This is a genomic window from Micrococcaceae bacterium Sec5.8 (assembly GCA_039636775.1).
GTDB lineage: Bacteria > Actinomycetota > Actinomycetes > Actinomycetales > Micrococcaceae > Arthrobacter.
The window spans coordinates 1,407,480-1,432,909 of sequence record CP143429.1 but is presented as its reverse complement, the minus strand read 5'-3'; the positions used below and the strand labels follow the sequence as shown (position 1 = coordinate 1,432,909).

Genomic DNA, 25,430 nt, shown 5'->3' with positions numbered 1-25,430 from the left:
AATCCTTGCTGCTTGCCTGGCTGGTGGTCCGTCCTGCGTTAGTGTCCCGGGACTTTTTGCGCGGGGGCCGGTACTGACCCTCCGTGGAGTTCGGCCGCGGGTGCTGCCGGCGCGACGGCGGCCGGTGCGGTTTCCGCTGCGGGCGCTGCTCCAACGGTACCCGCTGCTGCGCCGTCTCCGGCCCCGTCGGCGGGCCTCCGGTTGGCGAGCGGTTCCTGCACGGTGGCCGGCGGAACGATGCTGAGTTGTCCCGCCACCGCCGGCGCGGCAATAACGGCTCCGGCGGCGTCACCCTTCACTGCCGGCTTGGCCTTGCCCGTGACGGCCAGGGTGGACAGGTCGATCTGGCCCTTGGTGGTGGAGGCCACCATGCCCAGCCCGGCAGCCTTGGCGGCCAGGTTCTGCGGGGCGTCAAAGTTCTGCACCTGCTGCGCAAGGTCCTGGTTCTGCTTGGTGAGCGAGGACTGCTCGCTCCGCAGCTGGACCAGCTGGTACTGGGCGGTGGAAACAGAGATGTTCAGGACCAGCACGGCCATCAGGGCCACGGCCAGAAGACCGAAGCAAAGCACCACGAACGGCGCCCGGCGTTTGCGCGGCGCCGACCTCACCAGCGAGAGCGGGGTGCGCGCTTTCCGGGACGGGCCGGTATCGGGAGTAATCCCGGGCAGGGCTCGGGCCGTCGCACCTGAGGCAACGGGGTATCTGCTGACAGCGGCGGTGCTCATGCGGCCCTCCTGGCTTTGATGCGTTCCACGGCGCGGAGCCTGGCGGAAGCGGCACGTGGATTTTCTGCGATTTCGTCGGCGGTGGGTACCTCAGTACCCTTCGTCAAAGTTTTCAGTTCGGCTTTGTGCTCTTCGAGCTCCACGGGGAAGCCGAGGGGCGCGGAGGATTTGGATCCTGCCTGGAAGAACGTTTTGACGATCTTGTCTTCCAATGAGTGGTAGGACATCGCCACCACGCGGCCGCCGACGGCGGTCGCTGCGATGGCAGCCGGAATGGCGCGTTCCAGGACGTCGAGCTCTTCATTGACCTCAATCCGGAGCGCCTGGAAGGTGCGCTTCGCGGGGTGTCCTCCCGACTTGGCCGCGCCGGACGGGACGACATCCCGGATTTGTTCGACGAGCTCTCCCGTCGTGGTGAACGGTTTCTCGGAACGTGTGGTGACGATGCGGTTGGCGATGCGGCCGGCGAATTTCTCCTCGCCCCATTTCCGAATGATCCGGACGAGGTCCTCTTCGCTGTAGTTGTTGACGACGTCCGCGGCAGTCTGGCCGCGGCTCATGTCCATGCGCATGTCCAGCGGGGCGTCGAACGAGTAAGCGAATCCGCGTTGGCGTTCGTCGAGCTGGAGCGAGGAGACGCCGAGGTCCAAAAGGACGCCATGGACCTCTTCAAAGCCGAGGTCCTCCAGGACGTCAGGAATTTCGTCATACACGGCGTGCACCAAGTCAATCCGGTCGGCGAAGGGCCGAAGGCGCTCCCCCGCGAGTGCCAGGGCTTCCTCATCACGGTCGATCCCGATCAGGTGCAGGTCCGGGAACCGCTGCAGCATGGCCTCGGCATGGCCGCCCATGCCCAGGGTGGCGTCGATGACCACGGGGGTTTCGCCACGGCGGCGCGCCGCCTCGAATCCCGGGGCCAACAAACTGATGCACCGGTCCTTCAGGACCGGCACATGCCGTTCGGACGTGGGCTTCGACTGGTTGGCGTCCGTCATACCTGCGTCCTTTCGTTGTCCGGCTGATGATTGGTGGGCGGCTGACTGCCAGTGCCGCTTCTTGATTCAGATCCCCATCCGCGCCTACCCGCGTTCGCCTGGCTCCGGGGAAGTGAGCCAGGAGAACAACCGGGTGGGCGGCTGGAGATCTCAATCAAGAACGGTGCACTGCTGGTTGTTGCAGGTGGGGTTCTAGAGAATCCCCGGTATTGCGTCATCGGTCTCCGAGAAGGCCGTTTCCTTCTCAGCGAGGTACTCGGTCCAAGCGTCGGCGTCCCAGATTTCCGCGCGGGTTCCTGCGCCAATGACAGCGAGTTCCCGGCCGAGCCCTGCGTACTCCCGGAGCGCTGCGGGAATGGTCACGCGCCCTTGCTTGTCAGGTACCTCGTCGGAGGCTCCTGAGAGGAACACACGGATGTAGTCCCGCGCCTGCTTGCTGGAGATAGGGGCCTCCCGCATCTGCTCGTGAACCCGGCCGAATTCCGCCTCACTAAAGACGTAGATGCAGCGTTCCTGGCCCCTTGTGAGAACCAGTCCGCCCGCGAGCTCCTCGCGGAACTTGGCGGGGAGAATAATCCGGCCTTTTTCGTCCAGGCGCGGCGAATGTGTGCCGAGAAACACGGCCCACCGCCTGTCTGATCGTAGGAAGCCCAACGTCCCCCGTGTTGCCACTACCACCTTACGTCCTCCACAGTACTCCACTTCCCTCCACAGTCAACGACACGCCGCAGGTTGCCGCCCCTGTTTATGGGGCAACTGCCGGCACGATCCCTGCAACGACGGGCCACGCAGCCTGGTGGGGCGAAGTGGAGGAATTTTATCGGCCAACTGCCGGCAGCCGGGGTTGGCCGGCTGGCTGCAGGCTGTGCGGGCGGAATTCCTGGCTTGATCAACTGGCCGACGCCGGCATTAACCAAAAAAGGCCCGCCGAAGCGGGTCTTTCACGCCACCGGGTACGGCCGGTGGCGGGAAGTGGAGTGGTTGGCCGAAGGCCGGCGGATCAGGGCTCGCCGCGGTGCCGCTCGTCCCAGCGTTGCTCGAGATTGCTCATGAATGAACTCCTGGGCTTGCCGGATTTCCCGGCCGGTCCCGAAGCCTTCGCCGTGCCGGCCCCGGCACCACGCATGGTGGCGTAATAAACGCCGGCGCCCATGACAACAAAACCCAGGACTCCAACCAGGATGCTTTGGATCGTCACGCCCAGGAGCAACAGGACCACGCCGGCCAACGTGGCCAGAACGCCGATCACCAGATGGCGCGTCGACCACGACCGCCCGGCGTCCGAGCCCATGGAACTGGCGAATTTGGGATCGTCCTCATGCAGCTGCTTCTCAAGTTGCTCCAGCAACTTCTGTTCATGCTCCGAGAGCGGCATCACGACCTCCTTGAGTCGACCAGCGTCCAACTGACGTGGCCAGTGTCTTTAACCCCACAACGTGCGGGAAGACCGTGTGGTTCCCCTTCTCCGTCGCTGGCCGAATGGGGATTTTAACGGCCGCTTCCGGGGTGTTCAGCAGGTCATGCATCGGTGGCGAACGCTCGATCCAGTCATTGTCACACTTACGTATAACTAAGAATAGATTGTTGCGCGCCGTTCTGAAAGGTGCCGGAGGTCCCCTCCGCCCGCCGCCCCGGCACCTCAGGTTGCGGGCATCAGCCCGGCGTGTTTCCGGGGTCCAGGAGCCGCGCCGGCAGCACCGACTTTGTCCCGAATTTCCGGGTCACTTGGTCCAGGACTTGCTCTGCAGCGCGCCAGTTGTCGTCCCGGCGGTCAAGGCTCAACTGCAGCGGTGCCTGCGCTGCCTCCTCGAGCTGTTCGGCCCGGATGCCCACGAGCCGTACGGTCATGGGACGGTCGCCGAGGGATTCGAGCAGTTGGACGGCGACGGCGTACAGCAGCTGCGCGCTGTCGATCGGGGTGTTCACCGTTCGGCTGCGGGTGATAGTGGAGAAGTCGGCGTAGCGCAGTTTCAGGGCCACGGTGCGTGCATGCATGCCGGCGCTGCGGAGCCGTTCCGCGGTGCGGTGCGCAAGGCGCAGCAGTTCCCGGTGCAGCAACGCCTCGTCCGCCGTGTCCACGGCAAACGTCTCTTCCGCACCTATGCTCTTTTCAAGCCGGACAGGCGTCACCGGGCGGGGGTCAATCCCCCACGACAGCCGGTATACGTGCTCTCCCGAAGCGCCGAGCACTTTCCGCAGCGATGGCAGCGGAGACGCCGCGACGTCGGCGACGGTCCGGATGCCCATCCGGGACAACACCTCCACTGTTTTGGCCCCGACGCCCCAGAGGGCGCTCACCGGAAGGCTGTGCAGGTACGGGACTGTTTCCTCCGGACCAATGAGCAACAACCCGTCCGGCTTGCAGCGGGTGGACGCGATCTTCGCCACGAACTTGCTGGCGGCTATACCCACGGATGCGGTGATGCCCAGTTCGCTGCGGACGCGGGTCCGGATGAGTTCGCCAATCTGGCGGGGCGGGCCAAGCCGCCGGATGGCGCCGCCGACGTCGAGGAAGGCCTCGTCAACACTGAGTGGCTCCACAAGATCGGTGATCGACCCGAAGATCGCCATGATCTGGCCCGATACCTCCTGATACACCCTGTGCCGGGGCTCGATCACGGTCGCGGCAGGACACATGCGCATGGCAACCGCCATGGGCATGGCCGATTTCACGCCAAACCTGCGGGCTTCGTACGAGGCAGACAGTACGACGGAGCGGTCGGCGGGGTAGCCGACAATGACAGGCCTGCCAACGAGCCCCGGGCGGCTGCGCAGCTCCACGGAAACATAGAACGCGTCCATGTCCACGTGCATGATGCTGCTCCGCCGAAGCTCGCGCAATTGCTCTTCGCTGAACCGTCTGGCTGTGCCTTGGGGAGACTGCTCCCGCTGCTGTTTATCCTGGTCCGGCCGCACGACTTCAATCCTATGCCCGGGGACTGACTAAACTGGAGGCTGCATCCGGCGTCAACACCAGGAGGACAGTCTCTGTGAAGGTATTTGGACAGCGCAACCGCGCCGCGGGAGCCCTTGTGGCGGCGGCCACGATGGCGGCCCTGGCCGCATGCACGCCCGCCGGCCCCGGAGCTGTTTCCCCGGACTCCCCCTCGGCTTCGGCCTCGTCCTCCGCGGCCCAGCCCGCCACGACGGCGTCCGCCAGCCCCTCCGCAGAACCAGGCACATCGGCCACTGTCGGCGCCCTGGTACCAGGATTTCCGGCGACGCTCCTGCCGGTGATGCCCGGCGCCAAAGTTGTCTCGAGCAGTTTTGATAAGACCACTACGCCAGCCACCGTGGCACTGGTGGGCAGCATCACCGCACCGTCCGCCGACGTGCTGGCGTTCTACACGAAGGAACTTCTTGCCCAGGGCTTCCAGGCCGTCCCGGGGGAAGCCGTCGGCGCCGTCCCGTCCAAGGACTTCCTCCGCGGCGACAACGAAACGGTCAATCTTTCCGTGATCGAAGCCGCCGGCGTTTCCACCTTCACCATCGGCGCGAACGTCGCCGCTGAGTCCGTCAAGTGACCCTCGCGGAGCAGTTGCGCCTGGAACAGGCAGCCTACGTAGCCGCCGTCGCCGGAAAGCTCACCGAGTTCCTCACCGCCCGCCAATCGGTGATGTCCTCGATCTCCCCGGACATCGATCCATTGATGGGATCAATCTCCAACCTCGTTACGGGCGGGAAACGCCTGCGTGCCCTCATGTGCTACTGGGGTTGGCGCGGCGCCGGCGGGACGGCCGGAGCCGAAGAGGTGGTGACCGCAGGGTCGGCGTTGGAGCTTTTCCAGGCCGCGGCGCTGATTCATGATGACATCATCGACCGCTCGGACACCCGCCGGGGCGGACCCAGCGTGCACCGGCGGTTCAGCGAACTGCACGCGGCGCAGGATTGGGCGCTGGACAGCGAACGATTCGGGCACGCGGCTGCCATTCTGACCGGGGATTTGTGCCTGTCCTTCAGCGAGGAATCGTTTACCGAGATTGGCCCGAGCGCTGCTTCCGGAACCCGTGCCCGGCTGATCTTCAACCTGATGCGCGCCGAGGTCATGGCAGGGCAGTATCTTGACATCCTTGAGGAAGTCGCCGGACCGAGGCGTGACCGGGCCGGTGCCGTCAGCCGGGCCCAGTCGATCATCCGCTTCAAGTCGGCCAAATACTCCACTGAACACCCGCTGGCGCTCGGTGGCGCCCTTGCCGGCGCCCACGACGAGCTGCTGCGCGGCTACTCGGCGTTCGCCCTCCCCCTCGGCGAGGCCTTCCAGCTCCGTGATGACGTTCTGGGAGTCTTCGGCGACCCCGTCACGACCGGCAAACCGGCCGGAGATGATCTCCGCGAGGGAAAGCGGACAGTATTGATCGCCTTCGCCCTGGACATGGCCAGCCCGGCCGAGTCGGAGTTCATTGACGCAAAGCTGGGCCGCCCCGGCCTGGACGACACCGACGTGGACGAAATCCGCCGGATCATCGCGGACTGCGGGGCGCTCCAGGCCACAGAGTCGCTCATTGACGAATTTGGGCGTGCCGCTTATTCCGCCTTGGATCTTCTGCCGCTGGAGGAGCTGCCGAAAACGGCGCTCCGCAAGCTGGCGGAGGCCACCGTCAGCCGCGCCGCCTGAGCTGTCGGGGCGTTTGCCGCGTTCGCCCAGCCCCGGTGCCCCGACATGTTTAACGGCCGGTGACGACGCAGGCCCTGCACCTCTATAGGAGGTGTAGGGCCTGCGTCGCATAAAGCGTGTGCGGTGATCGTCCCGGCGGCGGCTGCTACCAGGCCAGGGACTGTGCCCGGCGACGGATTTCGGTTTTGCGGCCTTCACGCAGGGCGTCGATCGGACGGCCCCGCAGTGATTCATCAGGGGTGAACAGCCAGGTGATAAGTTCCTCATCGGAATAACCCGCATCGGCCAGGACCACAATGGTTCCCTTGAGACTCTCAACGGCGTGACCGTCCTGGATGAACTCCGCGGGGACACAGCGGATCCGGCGCTCACCGACCCGCAGCGCGGCCACCGCCCGCTCGTCCAGGAGGGCGTGGACCTTGGTAATCGATACGTTCAACAGCTGTGCGACATCGGGCAGGGGCAGCCATTCGCCCACAAGGCTTTCTACATTACTCACGGATCAAGATTGCCATGCCGGGGACCCCTGCGCCTAGTCGGCGTCGCCGCCGGCAGCTGCGGTTCCCGTACCGCTTCGGGCCCGGTCCCGGGCCGCCCGGGCGAACCTCCCAAAACAACTCTTTGTATTTTGTCAAACAGTTCTTGTGCTAATTCCCAATTCATGAGAGATTCACCTAGATCACATTCGCCACAGCAATAACTTTGGTCACACTGGTATCACCAGTAATGCCGGCCATACCCCCAGCGTTCGCCGCTGAGAAGAGGACCTTTCCCATGACGACGTTTCGTTCGCCTAGACCTGCCGCGAGGCCCAGCCTGCCCATGATCGCGGCCACAACGGCGGCCCTTCCCGCCGTCATTCTGTCTTCCCTGGCGATCGCCCAGCCGGCCGCGGCGGAGTCGCGCCCCAGCGCCATCCCGGCCACCCTTGCCGCAGCGATGCAGGCGCAGGCCCAGTCCCACACTGTCCGGTCGCTGGCTCCGGCCGTTATCCCTGCGGGCTTCCTTCCGGCCGCCGTGCCGTCCGCTTTCCGCCCCACCCAGGTCCCGGCTCCGGCCCAGTACACGATTGCCCGCGGTGACACGATCAGCGGGATCGCCGGCAAGTTCGGCATGGACACCCATGCCATCCTGAAGCTGAACCAGCTGCAGGCCAACACCATCATCTACCCCGGCCAGAAGATCACGCTCGGCGGCCAGGCGGCAGCCCCGGCCGTTCCCGCGGCCCCGGCCGTTCCCGCGGCTCCCAGCAGCTCCTATACCGTGAAATCAGGCGACACCCTCAGCGCCATCTCGGCCCGCCACGGTGCCAAGCTCTCGGAAGTGCTTAGCTGGAACGGGCTCAACATGGGCTCCACTATCTACCCTGGCCAGAAGATCAGGATTGGCGGCGGCAGTGCTGCCCCCGCCCCCTCTGCTCCGGCCACACCTTCGGCTCCAGCTCCGGTGGCGCCGGCCGCCACTCCGGCACCGGCTTCCTACACCATTAAATCCGGCGATACCCTCTCCGGCATCGCGGCCAGGAACGGCATCAAGCTTGCTGACCTCCTCTCCGCCAACCGGCTGAGCATGAGCAGCATCATCTACCCCGGCCAGAAGCTCGCGCTTCGGGGCGGGTCCCTTGCACCGGCCGCCACGAAGCCCGGAGCCACGGTGACTCCCCTCGTTCCGAGCACCTTCCTTGGCTACAGCTACCCGGCCGCCGTGGTCAATTCCGCCAACCAGAACAAGGCCCTGCTCAATGCTTCGCCGGTCCCCAGCCGCGCGCAGATGAAGACCATCGTGACGGACTCCGCCCGCCGCATGGGAGTGGACCCGGCGCTCGCCCTGGCCTTCGCCTTCCAGGAATCCAGCTTCGACCACCGCTCGGTGTCCCCGGCCAACGCGATCGGCACCATGCAGGTCATTCCGTCCTCCGGCCAGTGGGCCTCGGACCTCGTGGGGCGCAAGTTGAACTTGCTGGACCCGTATGACAACGCCACGGCAGGCGTCGCCATCATCCGCCAGCTGGTCCGTTCCAGCCCGAACCTGGACTCAGCCATCGCAGGCTACTACCAGGGTCAGTACTCCGTCAGTAAGTACGGCCTGTACGAGGACACCAAGCGTTACGTACAGTCGATTAAGGCGCACCGGAACACTTTCGGCTAGAAGCCCCGGGGGCGCGCCGCGGGAATTCACCCCTGCGGGAAAACCCGGCGGATAACGATACGGGTCCGGATCGCATGTTGGTTCGGGCCCGTTTCTGTCCAGCGCTTAGGATCGTAGAGTGCAGGATTATTCGTCGGACCCTCTCGTTGGCACCCTGGTGGATGGCCGGTACCTGATTCAGTCCAGGCTCGCCAGCGGCGGCATGTCCACTGTCTACGTCGCTACGGACCAAAGGCTGGAACGGGATGTGGCGCTCAAGGTGCTGCACCCGCACATGGCCGGGGACCCGCAGTTCCTCGACCGGCTGGGCCGCGAGGCCAAAGCCGCCGCCCGCCTGTCGCACCCGCACGTCGTGGGGGTGCTGGACCAGGGCGAAGATGGCGGCGTCGCCTACCTGGTGATGGAATACATCAAAGGCCACACCCTCCGCGACGTCCTCAAGGACAAAGGCGCGCTCCCGCCGAGGCTGGCACTGGCACTGATCGACCCGGTCGTTGAAGGCCTGGGTACCGCCCACGAAGCGGGCCTCATCCACCGCGACATCAAACCCGAGAATGTGCTGATCGCGGACGATGGCCGGATCAAACTCGGAGATTTCGGGTTGGCCCGTGCCATTTCGACCTCGACCAGTACCGGAGCCCTGATCGGCACAGTGGCGTACCTCTCCCCTGAGCTTGTGCTCGGCCGGCAGGCCGACGCGCGCAGCGACATCTACTCGGTCGGCATCATGCTCTACGAAATGATCACCGGCAGGCAGCCGTTCGAGGGCGAGGTTCCCATCCAGGTCGCCTACCAGCACGTCAACTCCGCTGTCGGCGCCCCCTCCGAGCACGTGCCGGGGCTCGCTGCCGAAATCGACGAACTCGTGCAGTGGTGCACCGCCAACGACCCGGAAAACCGCCCGGTCGATGGAAACTCGTTACTCTCGGAGTTGCGCCACATCCGGCGGAACCTCAGCGATGCCGAGCTCGACCTGCGACCCCCCGCCGCTCACCCGGCCCTGCCGCCCACGCCCGGCCGGCCAGTCCCGCGGCCCGGCGGCACCCCGGATTCCGGCGCGGCGCCGGCTTCCGGGGCCGGCACCGCTGCCGGCGGCGGTGCCACCGAGGTCATCGGCAACCCAGCCCAGCCAACGGAATTTCTCGCCCGCGGCAGCAACCCGACCACCGTGATGTCGTCCGCCCCGCGCCGCCCCGGCTACGGCCCGCTGTCCGCGCCCGCCGAGCAGCCCTACCCCGGCAGTTACGCCCCGCACATCGGCTCCGGGCAGGCCGGCGCGATTCCTGCCAGCAAGCGGATCCAGCGCAGGCAGGACCGCGATGCGGAGAGAGCCCGTCTGCGGGCGGCGTCCACGCCGGTCCGGAGCCTGCATGACGGAGATCCGCGCCGGCGCGGTTTGCTCTGGATTCTCCTGCTGGTGATTGCAGCGCTCCTGGCGGGCGGTGCTGGCTGGTTTTTCGGCATGGGGCCGGGCTCCCCCGGGACGATCCCGCAGCTCGCGAACAAGACGGTGGCCGAGGCCCAGCAGCTGTTGCGCACGGCCGGATTCCAGTCCAGCATCCAGGACGTCTTCGACGACGACGTTGCCCCCGGGCTGGTGGTGGGATCGGAGCCCGGAGCCGGGGAAGTCATCCGGAAGTTCCAGCCGGTGTCACTGGCTGTTTCCAAGGGTCCTGAACTGTTTGCGCTCCCCGAGCTGTCCGGTAAGTCGTTGGAGGATGCCAAGACCATCCTCAACGGCGCGGGAATGGCGCTGGGGCAGATATCTGAAACATACGACGAATCCGCGCCCGCCGGCACGGTTCTGGGACAGGCGCCCCGCAGCGGCAACCCCGTCCGGCACGGCACTCCGGTAAGCCTCACTGTCTCCAAAGGACCGCAACCCATTCCGGTGCCAAATGTGCGCGGGCTGGAGCAGGCCGCCGCGGTCAAGGCCATCGAAGCTGCCGGCCTGAAGGCTGCCGTGGCACCGGACACCGTCTTTGACCGGAACGTGCCCAAGGGCGCCGTGGTTTCGCAGGATCCGGCCTCCGGGAATCTGACCAAGGGCGGCACCGTCACCTTGACCGTTTCCAAGGGACCGAAGCTGATTGACCTTCCGAGCTTCATTGGCAAGCAGGTCGGCGAGGCCCGCAAGGCACTTGAGGACCTGGGGTTTGAGGTCCGCGTCGAGAATTTCCTGGGCGGTTTCTTCGGCACCGTTCGGGACCAGGATCCAAAGAACACCAAAGCCCCGGAGGGATCCGTCGTCACCCTGACCGTGGTGTGAGGGATCCGGCCCAGTTCTGACGTGGCTCAGCCACCTATAAAAGCGCCGCCCCAAGAGAAGCTCCGCCCGGCCGGACCAGCCGGGCGGAGCTTCTCTTGTTCTCAGACTGGCCGGGTCAGCGCTTGGACAGGGCCCCGGATACCAGGAATGCCATCTCGAGGGACTGCATGTGGTTCAGGCGGGGATCGCAGACCGATTCGTACCGGTCCAGGAAGGCTTCCTGGTCCACCGGGTCGGCCCCGCCAAGGCACTCCGCGACGTCATCGCCGGTCATTTCAACGTGCAGGCCGCCGGGGACCGTGCCGAGTGTGTGGTGGACCTCGAAGAACCCGCGCACCTCGTCGATGACGTCGTCGAAGTTACGGGTCTTGTAGCCGTTGGGTGAGGTCACAGTGTTGCCGTGCATGGGATCGGTGACCCAGAGGACCTGGGCGCCGGAGGCGGTGACGCGTTCCACGATCGGAGGCAGCTTCTCACGGATGTTCCCGGCACCCATCCGGGTGATGAAGGTCAGGCGGCCCGGTTCGCGGTCCGGATCCAGCTTGTCGATCAGGCGCAGTGCGTCGTCGCCGGAGGTGCCCGGCCCAAGCTTCACACCAATGGGGTTCCGCACCCGGGAGAGGAAGTCGACGTGGGCGTGCTCCAGCTCGCGGGTCCGCTCTCCGATCCACAGGAAATGCGCGGACGTATCGTAGGGGAAGCCGGTACGGGAATCGATGCGGGTCAGGGCGCGTTCATAGTCCAGCAGCAGCGCTTCGTGGCTGGCGTAGAACTCCACCCGTTTGAGGGCCTCAAAGTCCGCGCCACAGGAGGACATGAACTTGATGGCCCGGTCGATATCACGGGCCAACGACTCGTAGCGGGCGTGGGCGGGGTTCTCCGTGAAGCCCTTGTTCCACTGGTGCACAAGCCGCAGGTCAGCGAAGCCGCCCTGGGTGAATGCGCGGATCAGATTCAGGGTGGAGGCGGAGGTGTGGTACGCCTTGAGCATCCGACCGGCGTCGTGCGCCCGGGACTCCGGCGTGAAGTCATAGCCATTGACGATGTCGCCGCGGTAGGCCGGCAGCGTAACGCCCTCGCGGGTCTCATCGTTGGAGGAACGCGGCTTGGCGAATTGCCCGGCCATCCGGCCCATCTTAATGACGGGCATGGCGGCGCCGTACGTCAGAACAACCGCCATCTGAAGGATAGTGCGGACCCGCGCACTGATCTTGTCCGCCGTGGCCGCCTCAAACGTTTCCGCGCAGTCACCGCCCTGGAGCAGGAATGCCTTGCCCTGCGCCGCCGCCGCAAGGCGTTCGCGCAGGATGTCCACTTCGCCGGCGAAAACAAGCGGCGGAAGGACGGAGAGTTCCTTAACGGAGGCGTCAAAGACAGCCTTATCCGACCAGGTCGGCTGCTGCGAGGCGGGCAGCTCCCGCCAGCGGTCCAGACCGGGATAGTTGGCGGCACCGCTCTGGGCGGTGCTGGTCAGGGCCGAACCCGCCAGGGGTGAGCCGTTCAGGGAACTGTTCAGGGGGTAGGCCGTAGGCGCAGATAGCTCAGTCACCCTCTAAGGATAGTTGGCTCTCCGGCGATCGTCGGTTCCTGACCGTCATTGACGGCGCCGTCACCGTCACACGGTCCTCTCACTCAGGCCCGGCGCCGGCGGGACCTGAGCCTGAGCGGCCGTCCTTCGCCACGTCCGCGGCCTTTCCGGCGAGCCGGAGTTTCACGACGGCGGCATACTCATCGACGTATTCCTGGCCCGAGAGGCGCATGAGTTCGTACATGATCTCGTCCGTGACGGAGCGCTGGATCAGCCGGTCGTCCTCCATGCCGTAGTACCGGCTGAAGTCCAGGGGTTCACCGAAGATCATCCCGATGCGCCGGATGTTGGGCATCCGCTTGCCGATGGGCTGGACTTTGTCCGTGCCGATCATGGCGACCGGGATGACCGGAACCCGCGCCTGCAGGACCAGCCGCGCCACCCCTACCTTGCCGCGGTACAACCGGGAATCCGGGCTGCGGGTGCCTTCGGGGTAGATGCCCAGGAGCGAGCCGTTTTTTAACACGTCCATGCCCGCATTGAGCGACTGGAGCGACGCCGCGCCGCCGGAGCGGTCCATCGGAAGCTGGTTGGTGAGCCGGAAGAACGTCGCCGTCAGCCGGCCCTTGACGCCTTTGCCGGTGAAATACTCCGATTTTGCCAGGAAGACGACCGGACGGGGCACCATGAGCGGCATGAAGATGGAGTCGGAAAAAGACAGGTGGTTGGACGCCAGAATGGCGGCACCTTCGGCGGGGACGTTGTCCAGGCCTTTAACCCAGGGCCTGAAAAGTGTTTTCAGGACCGGCCCCAGGACAAACGTCTTCATGAACCAATAAAACACGTGGCGTACCTCTCCGGAAGGCGTCTGGCCGGCCCTGCATCGGACCCGGCCAGCACTTCAATGACACCCTACTCTAGTGAGTTTTGTCCGGAACAGTGACACGATGGGCGCATGACCGCAAGCACTCCCCTGGCGCCCGCAGCGTTCAGTTATCCCGGCCATGGCGCGAACGCGGGCATCGGCGTGGCCATCTGCCATGGCTTCACCGGCAGTCCCCTGAGCATCCTTCCCTGGGCAGAGCACTTGGCCGGGCAGGGCTTCGCGGTGTCCGTTCCGCTGTTGCCCGGGCACGGCACGCACTGGCGGGACCTTGCCCGCAGCAGCTGGCAGGAATGGTACGGGGCCTTCGAGTCCGCGTACCTGGACCTCGCCGCCGAAACCAGCCGCTGCTACGTGGCCGGACTTTCCATGGGCGGGACCATCGCCTTGCGTGCCGCGGCCCGCCACCGCGTCGCCGGCGTCGCCGTCGTCAACCCGGGGCTGAGCTTCTATGACCGCCGGGTTCGCTACATCAGTGTGTTAAAACACTTCCAACGCACCACTGTCCCTGCCCAGGAAGCGAATCCGACGGCGGCGACCACCGCGGACGGCGATTATTCGCTCACCCCGCTGGCGGCGGTCCATCAGCTGAGCAGGCTCTTCAATCAAACGCTGCGCGAACTGCCGGCCGTCGCCGCGCCGGCGCTGGTGTTCAAGTCCGAAACCGACAGCGTGGTTCCGCCCACGTCGGTCCAGCTGATCCGGCGAAAGCTGGGGTCCGCGGAGCTGGCCGTGGTCAGCCTGCCGGGCAGCGGCCACGTGGCCACGCTCGACGTCGACGCCCCCCTGATTTTTGACCAATCCGTTCAGTTCTTCCTGCGCCACGCAGGGCCCGTCCCCCGAACGGGAACCGGCCCAACTGAGCCCACCCCCACGATCCCGGAGTCCCGATGACCATCCCCCTGGACCACTCGCCGTTCAGCAGCCCGTTCACCGGAACCGGCACCCGCACCGGCGTCGTGGTGTCGCACGGATTCACCGGCAGCCCGCACGGCGTCAGGGACTGGGCCACATTCCTGGCCGACGCCGGCTACGCCGTACGGATGCCCCTGCTGCCGGGGCATGGAACCAGCTGGCAGGAATTGGCCCGGACACGCTGGCAGGACTGGCATGCAGCCCTTGACGCCGCCTACCTTGAGCTCGCCGGCGAGTGTGACCAGGTGGTGGTTGCCGGGTTGTCGATGGGTGGGGCGCTGGCCCTGCGTATCGCCGCCACGCGTCCCGTCGCCGGCGCCGTGCTGGTCAACCCGGGTCTCGTCATCGACGACCGCCGGGCTCCGCTCGCCGGCATCCTGAAATTTGTGCTGAAGAGCACCCCCGCCATCGCCAATGACATCCTCAAAGCGGGCATCGACGAGGGCGCCTACCCTCGGACACCGGTCGCGGCCGCGCACGAGCTGGACCGGATGTTCAAGGACACCGTCCGGCTCCTCCCCCGGATTACCGCTCCCGTCCGCGTCTACCGCTCGGCGGTGGACCACGTGGTCTCGGACTCAAGCATGGTGGCCCTGCGCCGCGGCCTGACCCACGCCCCGCTGGAGGTCATCCGGCTCGAAAACAGCTATCACGTGGCGACGATGGACAATGACGCGCCGGAGATCTTCCGCGGCTCGGCCGAGTTCATCCGGTCGCTGGTTGCGGAGGGCGTCCAGGACGCCGCGCACGCTAGCGAGAAGGACACGGCAGATGACTAGACCGGACCCCAATTCTCCGGATTCAAGCGCCAACCAGGATGACGCGGTCTGGCTCGACCTGGTGGCCAGGCTGGAAGAGAGCGGCCCGGCGGGCCCCGCCACCCCCGCCCCCGGGGAGGACCGGGAGAGTGCACAGGCGCCGGCCACGGACACTGCGGGAACCGGCGGCCCCTCCGCACGGCCCTTCAGGGATTTCGATCCGCTGGGGCTGTCCGCCGGAGTTCCGATTGAACTCTCCGCCGAGGAACGGATCGCCCAGCGCCGGCCGGAGGGTGCCGGCGCTGCAGCTTCCGCAGCACCGGAGGCACCGCGGGGCCCACGGGACTATGAGGGCGCGGCGGACGACCCCTTTGCCCCGGACGAATTCGTGCCGGAAGAACCGCCCAGCCTCGCCGGCGCGGACCCGCTGACAGTCCTGGCGTGGCTGGGTGCTGTGGGTGCTCCCGTGGCGCTCGTGATGTGCGCAATGTTCTGGCGTGCGGCCCCGTTGGTGGCCATCCTCGCCATGGTGGCTGCCTTCGCGGCGTCGGTGGTGTTCTTGATAATGCAGCTGCCCGGCGAGAAGGACGAACACGACGACGGCGCCCGCATCTAGTACTGCCTGAATCCGGCCATGCCCGCAGCTAGCTGTGCATTCGGCTGCTGACCCGGGACAGGTCTGCGGCACCAATCAGGCCGGCGTTCGGGCCCAGGGCGGCCAGCTCGATCGCGGCCGCGGGCCGGAAGCCGCGGCCCGTCAGGTTCCGGGCGAACGCCTTCCGCGCGGGCCCGACCAGCAGCTCACCGGCGTCGCAGAGACCACCGCCTATGACGAATTTTCCCGGGTCCAGGGCTGCCGCCAGGTTGGCGAGGCCCAGTCCAAGCCATTCGCCGACGTCCTCGAGCAGCTCCCGGGAGGTCGCGTCCCCGGCTTTTGCCAATTCAGTGACAATCACTCCGGTGATGCGCTCCGCGTGCCCGTCCACCGCTTTCAACAGCTCCTGGGCCACCGGGGAATTAGCGGCGGCCAGTTCCCGGGCTTCCCGGCCGAGGGCGTTGCCGGATGCGTACTGCTCCCAGCAGCCCCGATTTCCACACTCGCAGCGGTGGCCACCGGGGAAGATGATTTGATGGCCGAACTCCCCGGCCACACCGAACCGTCCGCGTTCCAGCCGGCCATCCATCACCATGGCACCGCCGATCCCGGTTCCGAGCGTGATGCACACCAGCCGGTTCTGCCCCTGGCCGGCTCCGAACCGCCATTCCGCCCAGCCTGCGGCATCTGCGTCGTTGGTCAGCAGCACAGGCCGGCGGAGCAGCCGCTGCAGGTTGTCCCGAAGGGGTTCATTGCGCCATGCGAGATGGGGGCTGAACAGGACGGTGCCGCCGTCAAGGTCCATCCAGCCGGCCGCGCCGATGCCCACGGACCAGATCCGATGGCCTTCGCCCAGCTCCTCAACCAGTTCGACGATCACCTGTTCGACTGCGCGGGGGTCGTTGCCGGGAGTGGAGCGCCTCGCCTGGGCGAGGATCCTGCCGTCCGCATCGACCACCCCGGCCGCCACCTTGGTGCCGCCGATATCCACCCCGATGGCCAGGCCCTTGCGGCCAAGCCGCAGGTGCTCGCGAAACCCCTGTCCGGGGGGCACGGCCGCCACGCCGGCCGTGGTCCGCCGCCGCCAGGCGCCCGTTCGGCGGTATGGGCCAGGCTGCTGCCCGGGTGTTGGTGTGTGCATGATTCCCTATCCTATTCCGCTCCTCTTCCCACCCCCGCGCGCTCCGGGAGCCGCACGCTTCCGGTTTGGCGTCCGCCGCCCCAAATCGTAAAGTTACCGACGAGTAGGTGTGGTGCAACACACATACCCCGGACCGCATACTAGTCTTAGTCGTACCCCTCGCGGGTTCATGGATATCAAAGGAGCTACCGTGCGAGAAATCAGTGTCCCGCCCCTAGTCATCGTCCCTCCGGAAACGAACGTCACAGACCTGGTCCTGCGGCAGGCCGCCAAGGCTTCCAACCCGGCCCTGTTCTCCCGCCTCGACGCGGCCGGGCAGTGGAAGGACGTCCGGGCCACCGATTTCCTGGCCGATGTTTCCCTGCTCGCCAAGGGCTTGATGGCCAGCGGCGTCTCCGCAGGCGACAGGGTGGGCATCATGTCCCGCACACGCTACGAATGGGTGCTCGTGGACTTCGCGATCTGGTTCGCCGGTGCCGTCTCCGTGCCGATCTATGAGACCTCCTCACCCTCGCAGGTGGCCTGGAACCTTGGCGATTCCGGCGCGGTCGCTGCCTTCGGCGAATCCGCCCATCACGAGGACATCATCCGGCAGGCGGCCACCTCCGAAGGCCTCACGGGCCTGGCCCACGTCTGGCAGCTCGAAGGTTCCGGCCTCGACGAAGTCCGTGCCGCCGGCGCAGCCGTCAGTGACGAGGACCTGGAAGCGCGGCGAAGCCTCGCAGGCCTTGCCGACCTCGCCACCATCATCTACACCTCAGGCACCACCGGACGCCCCAAGGGATGCGAGCTCACCCACGGCAACTTCGTGGAACTCTCCGAAAACGCATTGGCCACGTCGCTGAACAGCATCGTCCACGAGCAGGCGCGGACCATCATGTTCCTGCCGCTCGCGCACGTCTTTGCGCGCTTCATCTCCGTGCTGGCGGTTGCGGCCGGTGTCACGGTGGCGCACACCCCCGACATCAAGAACCTGCTGCCGGACCTCCAAAGCTACAAGCCGACCTTTATCCTTGCCGTGCCGCGGGTGTTTGAGAAGGTCTACAACTCGGCCCTGACCAAGGCGGAGGACGGCGGCAAAGGCGCGATCTTCCACCGCGCCGCGGACACCGCCATCGAGTTCTCCCGTGCCCGCCAGGCCGGAAAAATCGGTGTGGGCCTGAAACTGAAGCACGCCCTCTTTGACAAGCTGGTTTACGGCAAGTTGCGCGCGGCGATGGGCGGCGAAGTTGCCCACGCTGTCTCGGGGGGAGGTCCGCTGGGAGAACGCCTGGGGCACTTCTTCCAGGGCATCGGCATGCAGATCCTGGAGGGCTACGGCTTGACCGAGACCACGGCCCCGGTGACCGTCAACACCCCGGACCTGATCAGGATCGGCACCGTCGGCGCCCCGATTCCCGGAAACGCGGTAAAAATCGCTGAGGACGGCGAGATCCTTGCCAAGGGCGTGTGCGTCATGCGCGGCTACTACAAACGCGAGGACCTCTCGGCCGAATCCTTTGAAGACGGCTGGTTCCGGACCGGCGACATCGGGCAGTTGGATGACCGGGGATTCCTGACCATCACCGGGCGCAAGAAGGAAATCATCGTCACTGCCAGCGGCAAGAACGTCGTACCGGCCCTTCTGGAGGATCAGATCCGGGCCGATGCACTGGTCTCACAGGTACTGGTGGTCGGTGACAACCGCCCCTTCATCGGCGCACTGGTGACCTTGGACGAGGAGGCACTGCCTGGCTGGCTGCACCGCCACGGGCTGCCCGCCTCCACCACCCTCGCCGAGGCCACCGACAACGCAGCGGTCAAGGCCGCAGTGCAGGAACTCATTAACGGCGCCAACCAGTCCGTCTCAAAGGCGGAGGCCATCAAGTCGTTCCGGATCGTTCCCGCCGACTTCACGGAGGCCTCCGGCCACCTGACGCCGTCGATGAAGGTCAAGCGCGCCCAGGTAATGAAGGACTTCGAGAACGTCATCGAGGAGATGTACGGAGCCCCGCGACCCTCGTAGGGCTGATCCGTCCCACCGGGCGCACCGCGCGGCGCACCCCACGAAAAAGGCTCCTCCGGCCGACGCCGGAGGAGCCTTTTCTGCTGCCTTTCGCTGAGCTACTCGACGACGAGCAGAAGGTCTCCGCCCTGGACTTGTTCGATCGCGCCTACGGCGAGCCGTGAGACGGTGCCGGCTGCCGGCGTCGTGATGGATGCTTCCATCTTCATGGCCTCGATCGTGGCGACCGTGTCACCGGCCTTGACGGCGTCGCCGGCCTTGACCGTCAGGGTGACGGCGCCGGCGAACGGTGCTGCCACGTGGCCCGGCTGGGAGGTATCGGCGCGTTCGGCGGCCTTAACGTTGCTGACAACGGAACGGTCCCGGACGACGACGGGCCTGGACTGGCCGTTGAGCGTGCACATCACGGTGCGCATGCCCTTCTCATCCGGTTCGGAGACCGCCTCGAGTGAGGCGATCAGGCGGACACCCTTCTCGAGTTCGATCTCGTGCTCGGCGCCGCGCTGCAGCCCGAAGAGGTAATCGCGGGTGTCAAGGACTGACAGATTGCCGTAGGACTCGACACTCTTCTGGTAATCCTTGGTGGGCCCGGCGAAGAGCAACCGGTTGAGCGTCTGCTGCACGGTCCTGGAATCACCCTTGAGCGCTGCACTGTCCTCGCCGCTGAGCTCGACGTCGCGGACCTTCACGGTGCGGCCCTGCAACGCTTTGGCGCGGAAGGGTTCCGGCCAGCCTCCGGGAGGGTCCCCCAGTTCACCGGACAGGAAGCCGATCACCGAGTCGGGAATGTCGTATTTCTGCGGATTCTCGTTGAAGTCCGCCGGATCAGCGTTGAGGCCCACCAGATGCAGGGCGAGGTCACCCACCACCTTCGAAGACGGCGTGACCTTCACCAGCCGGCCCAGGATCCGGTCCGCTGCGGTGTACATATCCTCAATGGCTTCGAACCTTTCCCCGAGGCCCAGGGCAATCGCCTGCTGGCGCAGGTTGGACAGCTGGCCGCCGGGGATTTCGTGCTGGTAGACCCGCCCGGTGGGGCCCGGCAGTCCGGACTCGAACGGGGCGTAGACGCGGCGGACCGCTTCCCAGTACGGCTCCAGGGCGCACACGTTGGCCAGGCTCAGGCCGGTGTCGCGGGGCGTGTGGGCCAGGGCTGCCACCAGCGCCGAGGCGGAGGGCTGGCTGGTGGTGCCGGCCAAGGATGCGGAAGCGACGTCCACAGCGTCCACCCCGGCGTCAACGGCGGCCAGCAGTGTTGCCAGCTGCCCGCCGGCGGTGTCGTGGGTGTGCAGGTGGACCGGCAGGTCGAACCGTTCGCGGAGGGCTGCCACGAGACGGGCGGCGGCGGCGGGACGCAGCAGTCCCGCCATGTCCTTGATCGCCAGGATGTGCGCGCCGGCGTCGACGATTTTCTGCGCCAGCTCCAGGTAGTAGTCCAGGGTGTAGAGCGTCTCGTCGGGGTCCAGCATGTCGGCGGTGTAGCACAGGGCCACCTCGGCGACGGCGGTGCCGGTCTCACGGACGGCACGGATGGCGGGGGCCATCTGGTTGACGTCGTTGAGGGCGTCGAAAATGCGGAAGATGTCGATGCCGGTGGCTGCGGCTTCATTGACGAAAGCCACCGTGACCTCTTCCGGGTACGGCGTGTAGCCAACGGTGTTGCGGCCGCGGAGCAGCATCTGCAGGCAGAGATTCGGCAGCGCCTTGCGCAGCGCCGCGAGCCGGTCCCAGGGGTCCTCGCCCAGGAAGCGCAAGGCGACGTCGTAGGTGGCGCCGCCCCAGGCTTCGACGGACAGCAGTTCCGGCAGCAGCTTGGACACTGCCGGTCCGGCCGCCACGAGGTCGCGGGTACGGACCCGGGTAGCCAGCAGCGACTGGTGGGCATCGCGGAAGGTGGTGTCCGTAACGGCGACGGCATCCTGGCCCCGCAGGGCTTTCGCGAAGCCCTCCGGCCCCAGTTCCAGCAACCGCTGCCGGGAACCCGGCGCGGCAACGTCCTCGCCGAGGGCGGGGAGCTTGGCCGCCGGATCGCTGTGGACCGTAAGTTCGCCGTTGGGTTTGTTGACGGTGACTTCGGCGAGCCAGGTCAGCAGTTTCGTGCCCCGGTCCGCGGAGACGCGGGCCTTCAGCAGCTCGGGACGTTCGTCAATGAAGGAGGTGGCGACGTTTCCTGCGATGAAGTCGGCGTCGTCGAGGACTGCCTGCAGGAAGGAGATGTTGGTGGAGACCCCGCGGATGCGGAACTCGGCGAGGGCACGGCGGGCCCGCGCTACTGCGGCCGGGTAGTCGCGGCCGCGGCAGGTCAGCTTGACCAGCATCGAGTCGAAGTGCGGGCTGATCTCGGCTCCCGAGTAGACGGTGCCGCCGTCGAGCCGGACGCCGGCACCACCGGCCGAACGGTAGCCGGTGATCTTGCCGACGTCGGGCCGGAAACCGTTGGCCGGGTCCTCCGTCGTGATGCGGCACTGCAGGGCAGCGCCCTTGAGCTGGACCGTCTCCTGCGACAGGCCCAGGTCGGCCAGGGTCTCACCGGCAGCGATGCGCAGCTGCGCCTGGACGAGGTCAACGTCGGTGACTTCCTCGGTGACCGTGTGCTCAACCTGGATGCGCGGGTTCATTTCGATGAAGACGTGCTGGCCTGCGCGCTCCCCCACAGTGTCGATCAGGAATTCCACGGTGCCGGCGTTGACGTAGTTCAGCGCCTTGGCAAATTTCACGGCGTCGCGGTAGAGCGCCTGGCGGATGCCTTCGTCCAGGTTCGGTGCCGGCGCGATCTCGATGACCTTCTGGTGGCGGCGCTGGATGGAGCAGTCACGCTCGAAGAGGTGCATGACATTGCCCTCGGCGTCGGCCAGGATCTGGACCTCGATGTGGCGCGGACGCAGGACGGCCTGCTCCAGGAACATGGTGGGGTCGCCGAAAGCTGCGTCGGCCTCGCGCATGGCGGCCTGCAGCGCTTCCGGGAGCGCCTCGCGGGTATCGACGCGGCGCATGCCGCGCCCGCCGCCACCGGCGACGGCCTTGGCGAAGATGGGGAACCCGATGACGTCGGCAGCGGCGATGAGCTCGTCGACGTCTTTGGAGGGCTGGCTGGATTTGAGCACCGGCACGCCGGCCTTGCGGGCCGCTTCGAGGGCGGCGACCTTGTTGCCGGCCAGTTCCAGGACTTCGGCCGGCGGGCCCACGAACGTGATGCCTGCCTTCGCGGCGGCCCGGGCCAGGTTGGGGTTCTCCGAGAGGAAGCCGTAGCCGGGGTAGATGGCGTCGGCTCCGGCTTCCTTGGCGACCCGCACCACCTCATCGACATCGAGGTAGGCCCGGACGGGGTGGCCCTCGTTCCCAATCAGGTACGCCTCGTCGGCCTTTTGGCGGTGGATAGAGTTGCGGTCCTCGGTCGGGAAAACGGCCACGGTCTTGGCGCCCAGCTCGTAGCTGGCGCGGAAGGCACGGATCGCGATTTCGCCTCGATTTGCCACCAGAATCTTCGAAAACATGCTTCTCCTGCATCATCGCGGGTGTGTCAGTAGTTGGTCACAGTGTCTAAGAACGGTACTGGGAAATACAAATCATTGTGGCGACTGTCACAGCGGTGCGCGTCACGTTCGCCGGATTAGGCAGGTGCTGCCGACGGCGGCAGCACCTGGGGTGCGTGCAGGCCCCGAGTGCAGCATATCCGCGATCTGCCGCCCCGGGGACCCGATGAACCAGTCTTAGGCGGCCCGCACCCTATGATGAACAGGTGGGTGGCGCATGCGCGCCCGGGCTCCGAAAGAATGCCGGAGCAGGCACAACCCGTCCCGGTAACCGGCGTTAGGTATTGGTTTCTCAAGTGCAAGTCGTTAGCATCAGCAGCCTCAAAGGCGGCGTCGGCAAGACCTCCGTGACCACTGGGCTGGCATCCGCGGCCCTGTCCGCCGGTATCCGCACCCTCGTCGTCGACCTTGACCCCCACGCCGATGCGAGTACAGCCCTCGGCGTTCGGCCGGGAGCCCAGCTGGACATTGGCCGGATGCTCAAGTCTCCGCGGCGGACCCGCCTGGCCGAGAACGTCGTAGCCAGTGGCTGGGTGGACCGCGAGGCCGCCATTGGCGGCGCGTCCGCCGGCAGCCAGGCACCTGTCCTGGATGTTGCCGTCGGGTCGGCCTATACGGGCATCTACGACCGGCCCGACCTCGGCCGCCGCGACCTCCGCCGGCTCTCGTCAGTCCTGGCCGGCGCGGGCACCTATGATCTGGTCCTCGTGGACTGCCCGCCGTCTTTGAACGGACTCACCAGAATGGCGTGGTCCGCCAGCGACAAGGTGGCCCTCGTCGCTGAACCGGCGCTCTTCTCGGTCGCGGGCACGGAACGCACCATGCGGGCTATCCAGCTGTTCAAACAGGAGTTCGCTCCCAGGCTCTCCTCCGCCGGCATCGTCGCCAACCGGGTCCGGACCAGCTCCGCGGAGCACACCTTCCGGCTCGCCGAGATGGAGTCAATGTTCGGTCCGCTGCTGCTGACCCCGCACATTCCGGAGCAGGCCAACTGGCAGCAGATCCAAGGCGCTGCGCACGCCATCCACCACTGGCCCGGGGAGTCCGCCAAGAAGGCCGCTGTGCTGTTCGGGTCCCTGCTGGCCAACCTGCTCGGTGCGAACGGGCGGGTGCCTGCGGCGCCGGTCCGGGACCGCGCCAACCGCTAGCAACTCCGCGGCCGCCACACAGCAAAGGCCGGCTTTCCCTGGTTGTTACCGATGCCCGGGGAAGCCGGCCTTTATCTTGCCAGCGGGATGTTAACCGATTTTGCGGGTGACCCTGCGCTTGCTGAGTTCGTCGTCGGGGAAAGACTGATCGCTGGCGTGTTCGCTGGGAAGGGCAGCAAGGCTGCCTTCGACCTCGCGCCAGACGCGGCCGACAGCGATGCCGAATACTCCTTGTCCGCCCTGGACGAGGTCAATGACTTCGTCAGCGGAGGTGCATTCGTAGACACTCGCGCCGTCGCTCATCAGGGTGATTTGGGCGAGATCCTCGACGCCGCGCTCCCGGAGATGTTCCACGGCAGTGCGGATCTGCTGGAGTGATACGCCGGTGTCGAGCAGGCGCTTGACGACTTTGAGGACCAGAATGTCCCGGAAGCCGTACAGCCGTTGGGAGCCTGAACCGGCGGCCCCACGGACAGCGGGTTCCACGAGTCCGGTGCGGGCCCAGTAGTCCAGTTGCCGGTAGGTAATTCCGGCGGCTTTGCAGGCGGTAGGGCCGCGGTAGCCGGCGTCTTCGTCCAGAACAGGGAGATCCTCGGTGAACAGCAGGCCCTGGGCCCCGCTGGCAGGCACAGCCACACCGGCTGCCGGGGGCTGTGTGAGCCCGCCCGCTTCGCCTTTAGGACTCACGTGGATCCTCCTTGTCGTGGCTCCCTGCGGAAAATGCGGCAACCGGTTACATCTGTCCTGTACAACACACGGTCCGATAAAATTCATCCGTATAATTCCGTGCGGGCTGCACTTTCCAGTGTGACCTCAGCGGTGCGTTGCGTGCAATGGGAACTTGTACTCCCGACGTTAGGCCTGCGCGGGCCCAAGGTCAAAGACGTTGGGGGTATTGCCGGGGCGTGTCGAAACTTTCATCCTCGACTTTAACCTTTGCGGAATCTCAGCCCGCGAAATCTTCGGGTTCCACGTCGTCGAGGAACTCACGGAAGCGGCGCAACTCGCCCTCTTCGTCGACGGCGGGACCCTGCTTGGTGTCTTCACCCTCGTCGTGCTCGGTGATCCGGACACCGGCTTCTTCCATCACGGCGTCCGCGCACCAGATCCGGCACTTGGCGCGCAGGGCCAGGGCCAGGGCGTCGGAGGCGCGGGAGCTGACGGTGGTCCCGTTCTCGAACTGGAGCTGCCCGTAGAAGATGTTGTCTTCCACCGCCACAATGTTGACGCTGACGATTGTGTGGCCGAGTGTTTCCACGACGTCCACCAGGAGGTCGTGCGTCATGGGGCGCGGCGGCACCACGCCCTGCTGGGCCAGGGCGATGGCACTGGCTTCGGGGGTGCCGATCCAGATCGGCACGTGCCGTTCCCCGTGGATCTCCTTGAGCAGAACAAGTGGCTGGTTGGAGGGAAGCTCGATCCGCACTCCAACAATCTCCACCTCAATCATCAGATGTCCATTCGTGAGATGCGGTCCTGGACCAGTGCCCGGTGCAGCGTCAGGCACAGCTCACTGATCTCCCGGGCGGCTTCCGCGGCCCGGGCGTGGGAGGCGGCATCCTTGCGGGAGCTCAGGGTGGACACGGCCCGCTCCACGAGGCCAAACTCGCGTTCGGCGGCAGCCTGGAACGGCCGCAGGTGCCTCGGTTCCAGGCCGTGGCCCTCCAACTGGACGCAGGCGCGCGCCACCTGAAGGGCGTGTTCATCGAATTTTCCGTTGACGTGCCCGATCAGGCCAAAGCTCAGGAGGGATTCCAGCAAGGGGACGCTGGCGCCCGACTCGGCCCGCAGCTGCTCCTCGCTGAGCCGGCGGACCCGGTTCTGCAGTTCCGACGCCAGCTCCGCCGAGACAATCCGCGGCGACACCGTGACGCCCGGTGGCAGGTTGTCGGGGCGTTCCCCGCGATCGATCGCGTCAAGGTAGTCCTTGATGACCTTCAGCGGCAGGTATTGATCCCGCTGGAGGGCAAGAACGAAACGCAGCCGTTCGACGTCGCTTTCGGCGTACTGCCGGTACCCCGCAGGGGTCCGCTGCGGGTTAATGAGTCCTTTTTCTTCCAGAAACCGGATTTTGGACGCCGTCATGGTGGGGAAGTCGTCGCTCAATTGAGCCAGGACTTCCCCGATGTTCAGGATCTGGGGTCCGCGCCGTTCCGCTTGTGCCATGCCCAC

22 protein-coding genes are annotated in these 25,430 nt (G+C 66.3%); 9 read left to right on the top strand and 13 right to left on the bottom strand.

All coding sequences use genetic code 11. From position 1 onward, the window contains the following. Positions 1-38: 38 nt before the first annotated feature. The 5 genes from VUN84_06565 to dinB all read right to left on the bottom strand — a co-directional run bounded on the left by VUN84_06565 (position 39) and on the right by dinB (position 4,534). A complete protein-coding gene (locus tag VUN84_06565; GenBank protein XAS65312.1) occupies positions 39-725 on the bottom strand; it encodes a hypothetical protein in 687 nt (228 codons plus the stop codon). After that, the gene (rsmH, locus tag VUN84_06560) at positions 722-1,720 is read right to left on the bottom strand and encodes a 16S rRNA (cytosine(1402)-N(4))-methyltransferase RsmH (protein XAS65311.1); all 999 of its coding nucleotides are present in this window, start codon (positions 1,718-1,720) and stop codon (positions 722-724) included. Before rsmH ends, VUN84_06565 begins: the two co-directional genes overlap by 4 nt. A 192-nt stretch (positions 1,721-1,912) precedes the next feature. Next, entirely contained in the window at positions 1,913-2,341 is a 429-nt protein-coding gene (gene mraZ / locus VUN84_06555; GenBank protein ID XAS65310.1) for a division/cell wall cluster transcriptional repressor MraZ, read from the bottom strand. Between the two features lie 379 nt (positions 2,342-2,720). Next, complete coding sequence (locus VUN84_06550) at positions 2,721-3,095, bottom strand: DUF3040 domain-containing protein (protein XAS65309.1); 375 nt, start codon at positions 3,093-3,095, stop codon at positions 2,721-2,723. 278 nt (positions 3,096-3,373) lie between these two features. Next, a complete protein-coding gene (dinB, locus tag VUN84_06545; GenBank protein ID XAS65782.1) occupies positions 3,374-4,534 on the bottom strand; it encodes a DNA polymerase IV in 1,161 nt (386 codons plus the stop codon). A 176-nt stretch (positions 4,535-4,710) separates the two neighbouring features. Here dinB and VUN84_06540 point away from each other — a divergent pair, with 176 nt between their 5' ends. Further along, on the top strand, positions 4,711-5,244 hold the full coding sequence (locus VUN84_06540; GenBank protein XAS65308.1) for a hypothetical protein: 534 nt from the start codon (positions 4,711-4,713) through the stop codon (positions 5,242-5,244). Beyond that, on the top strand, positions 5,241-6,335 hold the full coding sequence (locus VUN84_06535) for a polyprenyl synthetase family protein (protein XAS65307.1): 1,095 nt from the start codon (positions 5,241-5,243) through the stop codon (positions 6,333-6,335). The genes VUN84_06540 and VUN84_06535 overlap by 4 nt, the downstream gene beginning before the upstream one ends. 145 nt (positions 6,336-6,480) lie before the next feature. Here VUN84_06535 and VUN84_06530 read toward each other — a convergent pair whose 3' ends face one another. Next, entirely contained in the window at positions 6,481-6,834 is a 354-nt protein-coding gene (locus tag VUN84_06530) for an Rv2175c family DNA-binding protein (GenBank protein XAS65306.1), read from the bottom strand. Positions 6,835-7,109: 275 nt separating this feature from the next. On the opposite strand from VUN84_06530, the gene VUN84_06525 reads away from it, so the two are divergent. Both VUN84_06525 and VUN84_06520 read left to right on the top strand, forming a co-directional pair. After that, the gene (locus tag VUN84_06525) at positions 7,110-8,483 is read left to right on the top strand and encodes a LysM peptidoglycan-binding domain-containing protein (protein XAS65305.1); all 1,374 of its coding nucleotides are present in this window, start codon (positions 7,110-7,112) and stop codon (positions 8,481-8,483) included. Between the two features lie 118 nt (positions 8,484-8,601). Beyond that, positions 8,602-10,752 carry a PASTA domain-containing protein gene (locus VUN84_06520; protein ID XAS65304.1) on the top strand — a complete coding sequence of 717 codons (2,151 nt, stop codon included), beginning with the start codon at positions 8,602-8,604 and terminating at the stop codon, positions 10,750-10,752. A gap of 115 nt (positions 10,753-10,867) precedes the next feature. Here VUN84_06520 and VUN84_06515 read toward each other — a convergent pair whose 3' ends face one another. Together VUN84_06515 and VUN84_06510 are read right to left on the bottom strand one after the other, a co-directional pair. Further along, entirely contained in the window at positions 10,868-12,241 is a 1,374-nt protein-coding gene (locus tag VUN84_06515; GenBank protein ID XAS65781.1) for a 3-deoxy-7-phosphoheptulonate synthase class II, read from the bottom strand. 139 nt (positions 12,242-12,380) lie between these two features. Then, positions 12,381-13,124: a lysophospholipid acyltransferase family protein gene (locus tag VUN84_06510; GenBank protein XAS65303.1), complete on the bottom strand. Its 744-nt coding sequence runs from the start codon at positions 13,122-13,124 to the stop codon at positions 12,381-12,383. A gap of 111 nt (positions 13,125-13,235) precedes the next feature. On the opposite strand from VUN84_06510, the gene VUN84_06505 reads away from it, so the two are divergent. From VUN84_06505 to VUN84_06495, 3 genes are read left to right on the top strand one after another with little or no spacing between them, the layout of a single operon-like run. Continuing rightward, on the top strand, positions 13,236-14,057 hold the full coding sequence (locus tag VUN84_06505) for an alpha/beta fold hydrolase (GenBank protein XAS65302.1): 822 nt from the start codon (positions 13,236-13,238) through the stop codon (positions 14,055-14,057). After that, the gene (locus VUN84_06500) at positions 14,054-14,857 is read left to right on the top strand and encodes an alpha/beta fold hydrolase (protein XAS65301.1); all 804 of its coding nucleotides are present in this window, start codon (positions 14,054-14,056) and stop codon (positions 14,855-14,857) included. Before VUN84_06505 ends, VUN84_06500 begins: the two co-directional genes overlap by 4 nt. Continuing rightward, positions 14,850-15,452 carry a hypothetical protein gene (locus tag VUN84_06495; protein ID XAS65300.1) on the top strand — a complete coding sequence of 201 codons (603 nt, stop codon included), beginning with the start codon at positions 14,850-14,852 and terminating at the stop codon, positions 15,450-15,452. Before VUN84_06500 ends, VUN84_06495 begins: the two co-directional genes overlap by 8 nt. Before the next feature lie 28 nt (positions 15,453-15,480). On the opposite strand, the gene VUN84_06490 is transcribed toward VUN84_06495, so the two are convergent. Beyond that, on the bottom strand, positions 15,481-16,572 hold the full coding sequence (locus tag VUN84_06490; protein ID XAS65299.1) for an ROK family glucokinase: 1,092 nt from the start codon (positions 16,570-16,572) through the stop codon (positions 15,481-15,483). A gap of 190 nt (positions 16,573-16,762) precedes the next feature. On the opposite strand from VUN84_06490, the gene VUN84_06485 reads away from it, so the two are divergent. Then, positions 16,763-18,577, top strand: coding sequence for a long-chain fatty acid--CoA ligase (locus VUN84_06485; protein ID XAS65298.1), 1,815 nt, complete (start codon positions 16,763-16,765; stop codon positions 18,575-18,577). 98 nt (positions 18,578-18,675) lie between these two features. Here the strand turns inward: VUN84_06485 and VUN84_06480 are convergent, their stop codons facing one another. Continuing rightward, positions 18,676-22,071, bottom strand: a complete 3,396-nt coding sequence (locus VUN84_06480) for a pyruvate carboxylase (GenBank protein XAS65297.1) — start codon at positions 22,069-22,071, stop codon at positions 18,676-18,678. 335 nt (positions 22,072-22,406) lie between these two features. On the opposite strand from VUN84_06480, the gene VUN84_06475 reads away from it, so the two are divergent. Continuing rightward, the gene (locus VUN84_06475; GenBank protein XAS65296.1) at positions 22,407-23,258 is read left to right on the top strand and encodes a ParA family protein; all 852 of its coding nucleotides are present in this window, start codon (positions 22,407-22,409) and stop codon (positions 23,256-23,258) included. Between the two features lie 90 nt (positions 23,259-23,348). Here the strand turns inward: VUN84_06475 and VUN84_06470 are convergent, their stop codons facing one another. From VUN84_06470 to VUN84_06460, 3 genes are all read right to left on the bottom strand, one after another. Continuing rightward, positions 23,349-23,945: a MerR family transcriptional regulator gene (locus tag VUN84_06470; protein XAS65295.1), complete on the bottom strand. Its 597-nt coding sequence runs from the start codon at positions 23,943-23,945 to the stop codon at positions 23,349-23,351. Positions 23,946-24,204: 259 nt separating this feature from the next. After that, positions 24,205-24,708: a bifunctional nuclease family protein gene (locus tag VUN84_06465; protein ID XAS65294.1), complete on the bottom strand. Its 504-nt coding sequence runs from the start codon at positions 24,706-24,708 to the stop codon at positions 24,205-24,207. Next, positions 24,708-25,424, bottom strand: a complete 717-nt coding sequence (locus VUN84_06460) for a MerR family transcriptional regulator (protein ID XAS65293.1) — start codon at positions 25,422-25,424, stop codon at positions 24,708-24,710. Before VUN84_06460 ends, VUN84_06465 begins: the two co-directional genes overlap by 1 nt. Between the last annotated feature and the right edge of the window lie 6 nt (positions 25,425-25,430).

What these genes read in the sequence shown, in the direction of transcription:
- VUN84_06505 (XAS65302.1), top strand. Translation starts at nt 13,236, where the DNA reads ATGACCGCAAGCACTCCCCTGGCGCCCGCAGCGTTCAGTTATCCCGGC.
- VUN84_06490 (XAS65299.1), bottom strand. Translation starts at nt 16,572, where the DNA reads ATGCACACACCAACACCCGGGCAGCAGCCTGGCCCATACCGCCGAACG.
- VUN84_06550 (XAS65309.1), bottom strand. Translation starts at nt 3,095, where the DNA reads ATGCCGCTCTCGGAGCATGAACAGAAGTTGCTGGAGCAACTTGAGAAG.
- VUN84_06565 (XAS65312.1), bottom strand. Translation starts at nt 725, where the DNA reads ATGAGCACCGCCGCTGTCAGCAGATACCCCGTTGCCTCAGGTGCGACG.
- VUN84_06465 (XAS65294.1), bottom strand. Translation starts at nt 24,708, where the DNA reads ATGATTGAGGTGGAGATTGTTGGAGTGCGGATCGAGCTTCCCTCCAAC.
- VUN84_06480 (XAS65297.1), bottom strand. Translation starts at nt 22,071, where the DNA reads ATGTTTTCGAAGATTCTGGTGGCAAATCGAGGCGAAATCGCGATCCGT.
- VUN84_06500 (XAS65301.1), top strand. Translation starts at nt 14,054, where the DNA reads ATGACCATCCCCCTGGACCACTCGCCGTTCAGCAGCCCGTTCACCGGA.
- VUN84_06525 (XAS65305.1), top strand. Translation starts at nt 7,110, where the DNA reads ATGACGACGTTTCGTTCGCCTAGACCTGCCGCGAGGCCCAGCCTGCCC.
- VUN84_06460 (XAS65293.1), bottom strand. Translation starts at nt 25,424, where the DNA reads ATGGCACAAGCGGAACGGCGCGGACCCCAGATCCTGAACATCGGGGAA.
- VUN84_06495 (XAS65300.1), top strand. Translation starts at nt 14,850, where the DNA reads ATGACTAGACCGGACCCCAATTCTCCGGATTCAAGCGCCAACCAGGAT.
- rsmH (XAS65311.1), bottom strand. Translation starts at nt 1,720, where the DNA reads ATGACGGACGCCAACCAGTCGAAGCCCACGTCCGAACGGCATGTGCCG.
- dinB (XAS65782.1), bottom strand. Translation starts at nt 4,534, where the DNA reads ATGCACGTGGACATGGACGCGTTCTATGTTTCCGTGGAGCTGCGCAGC.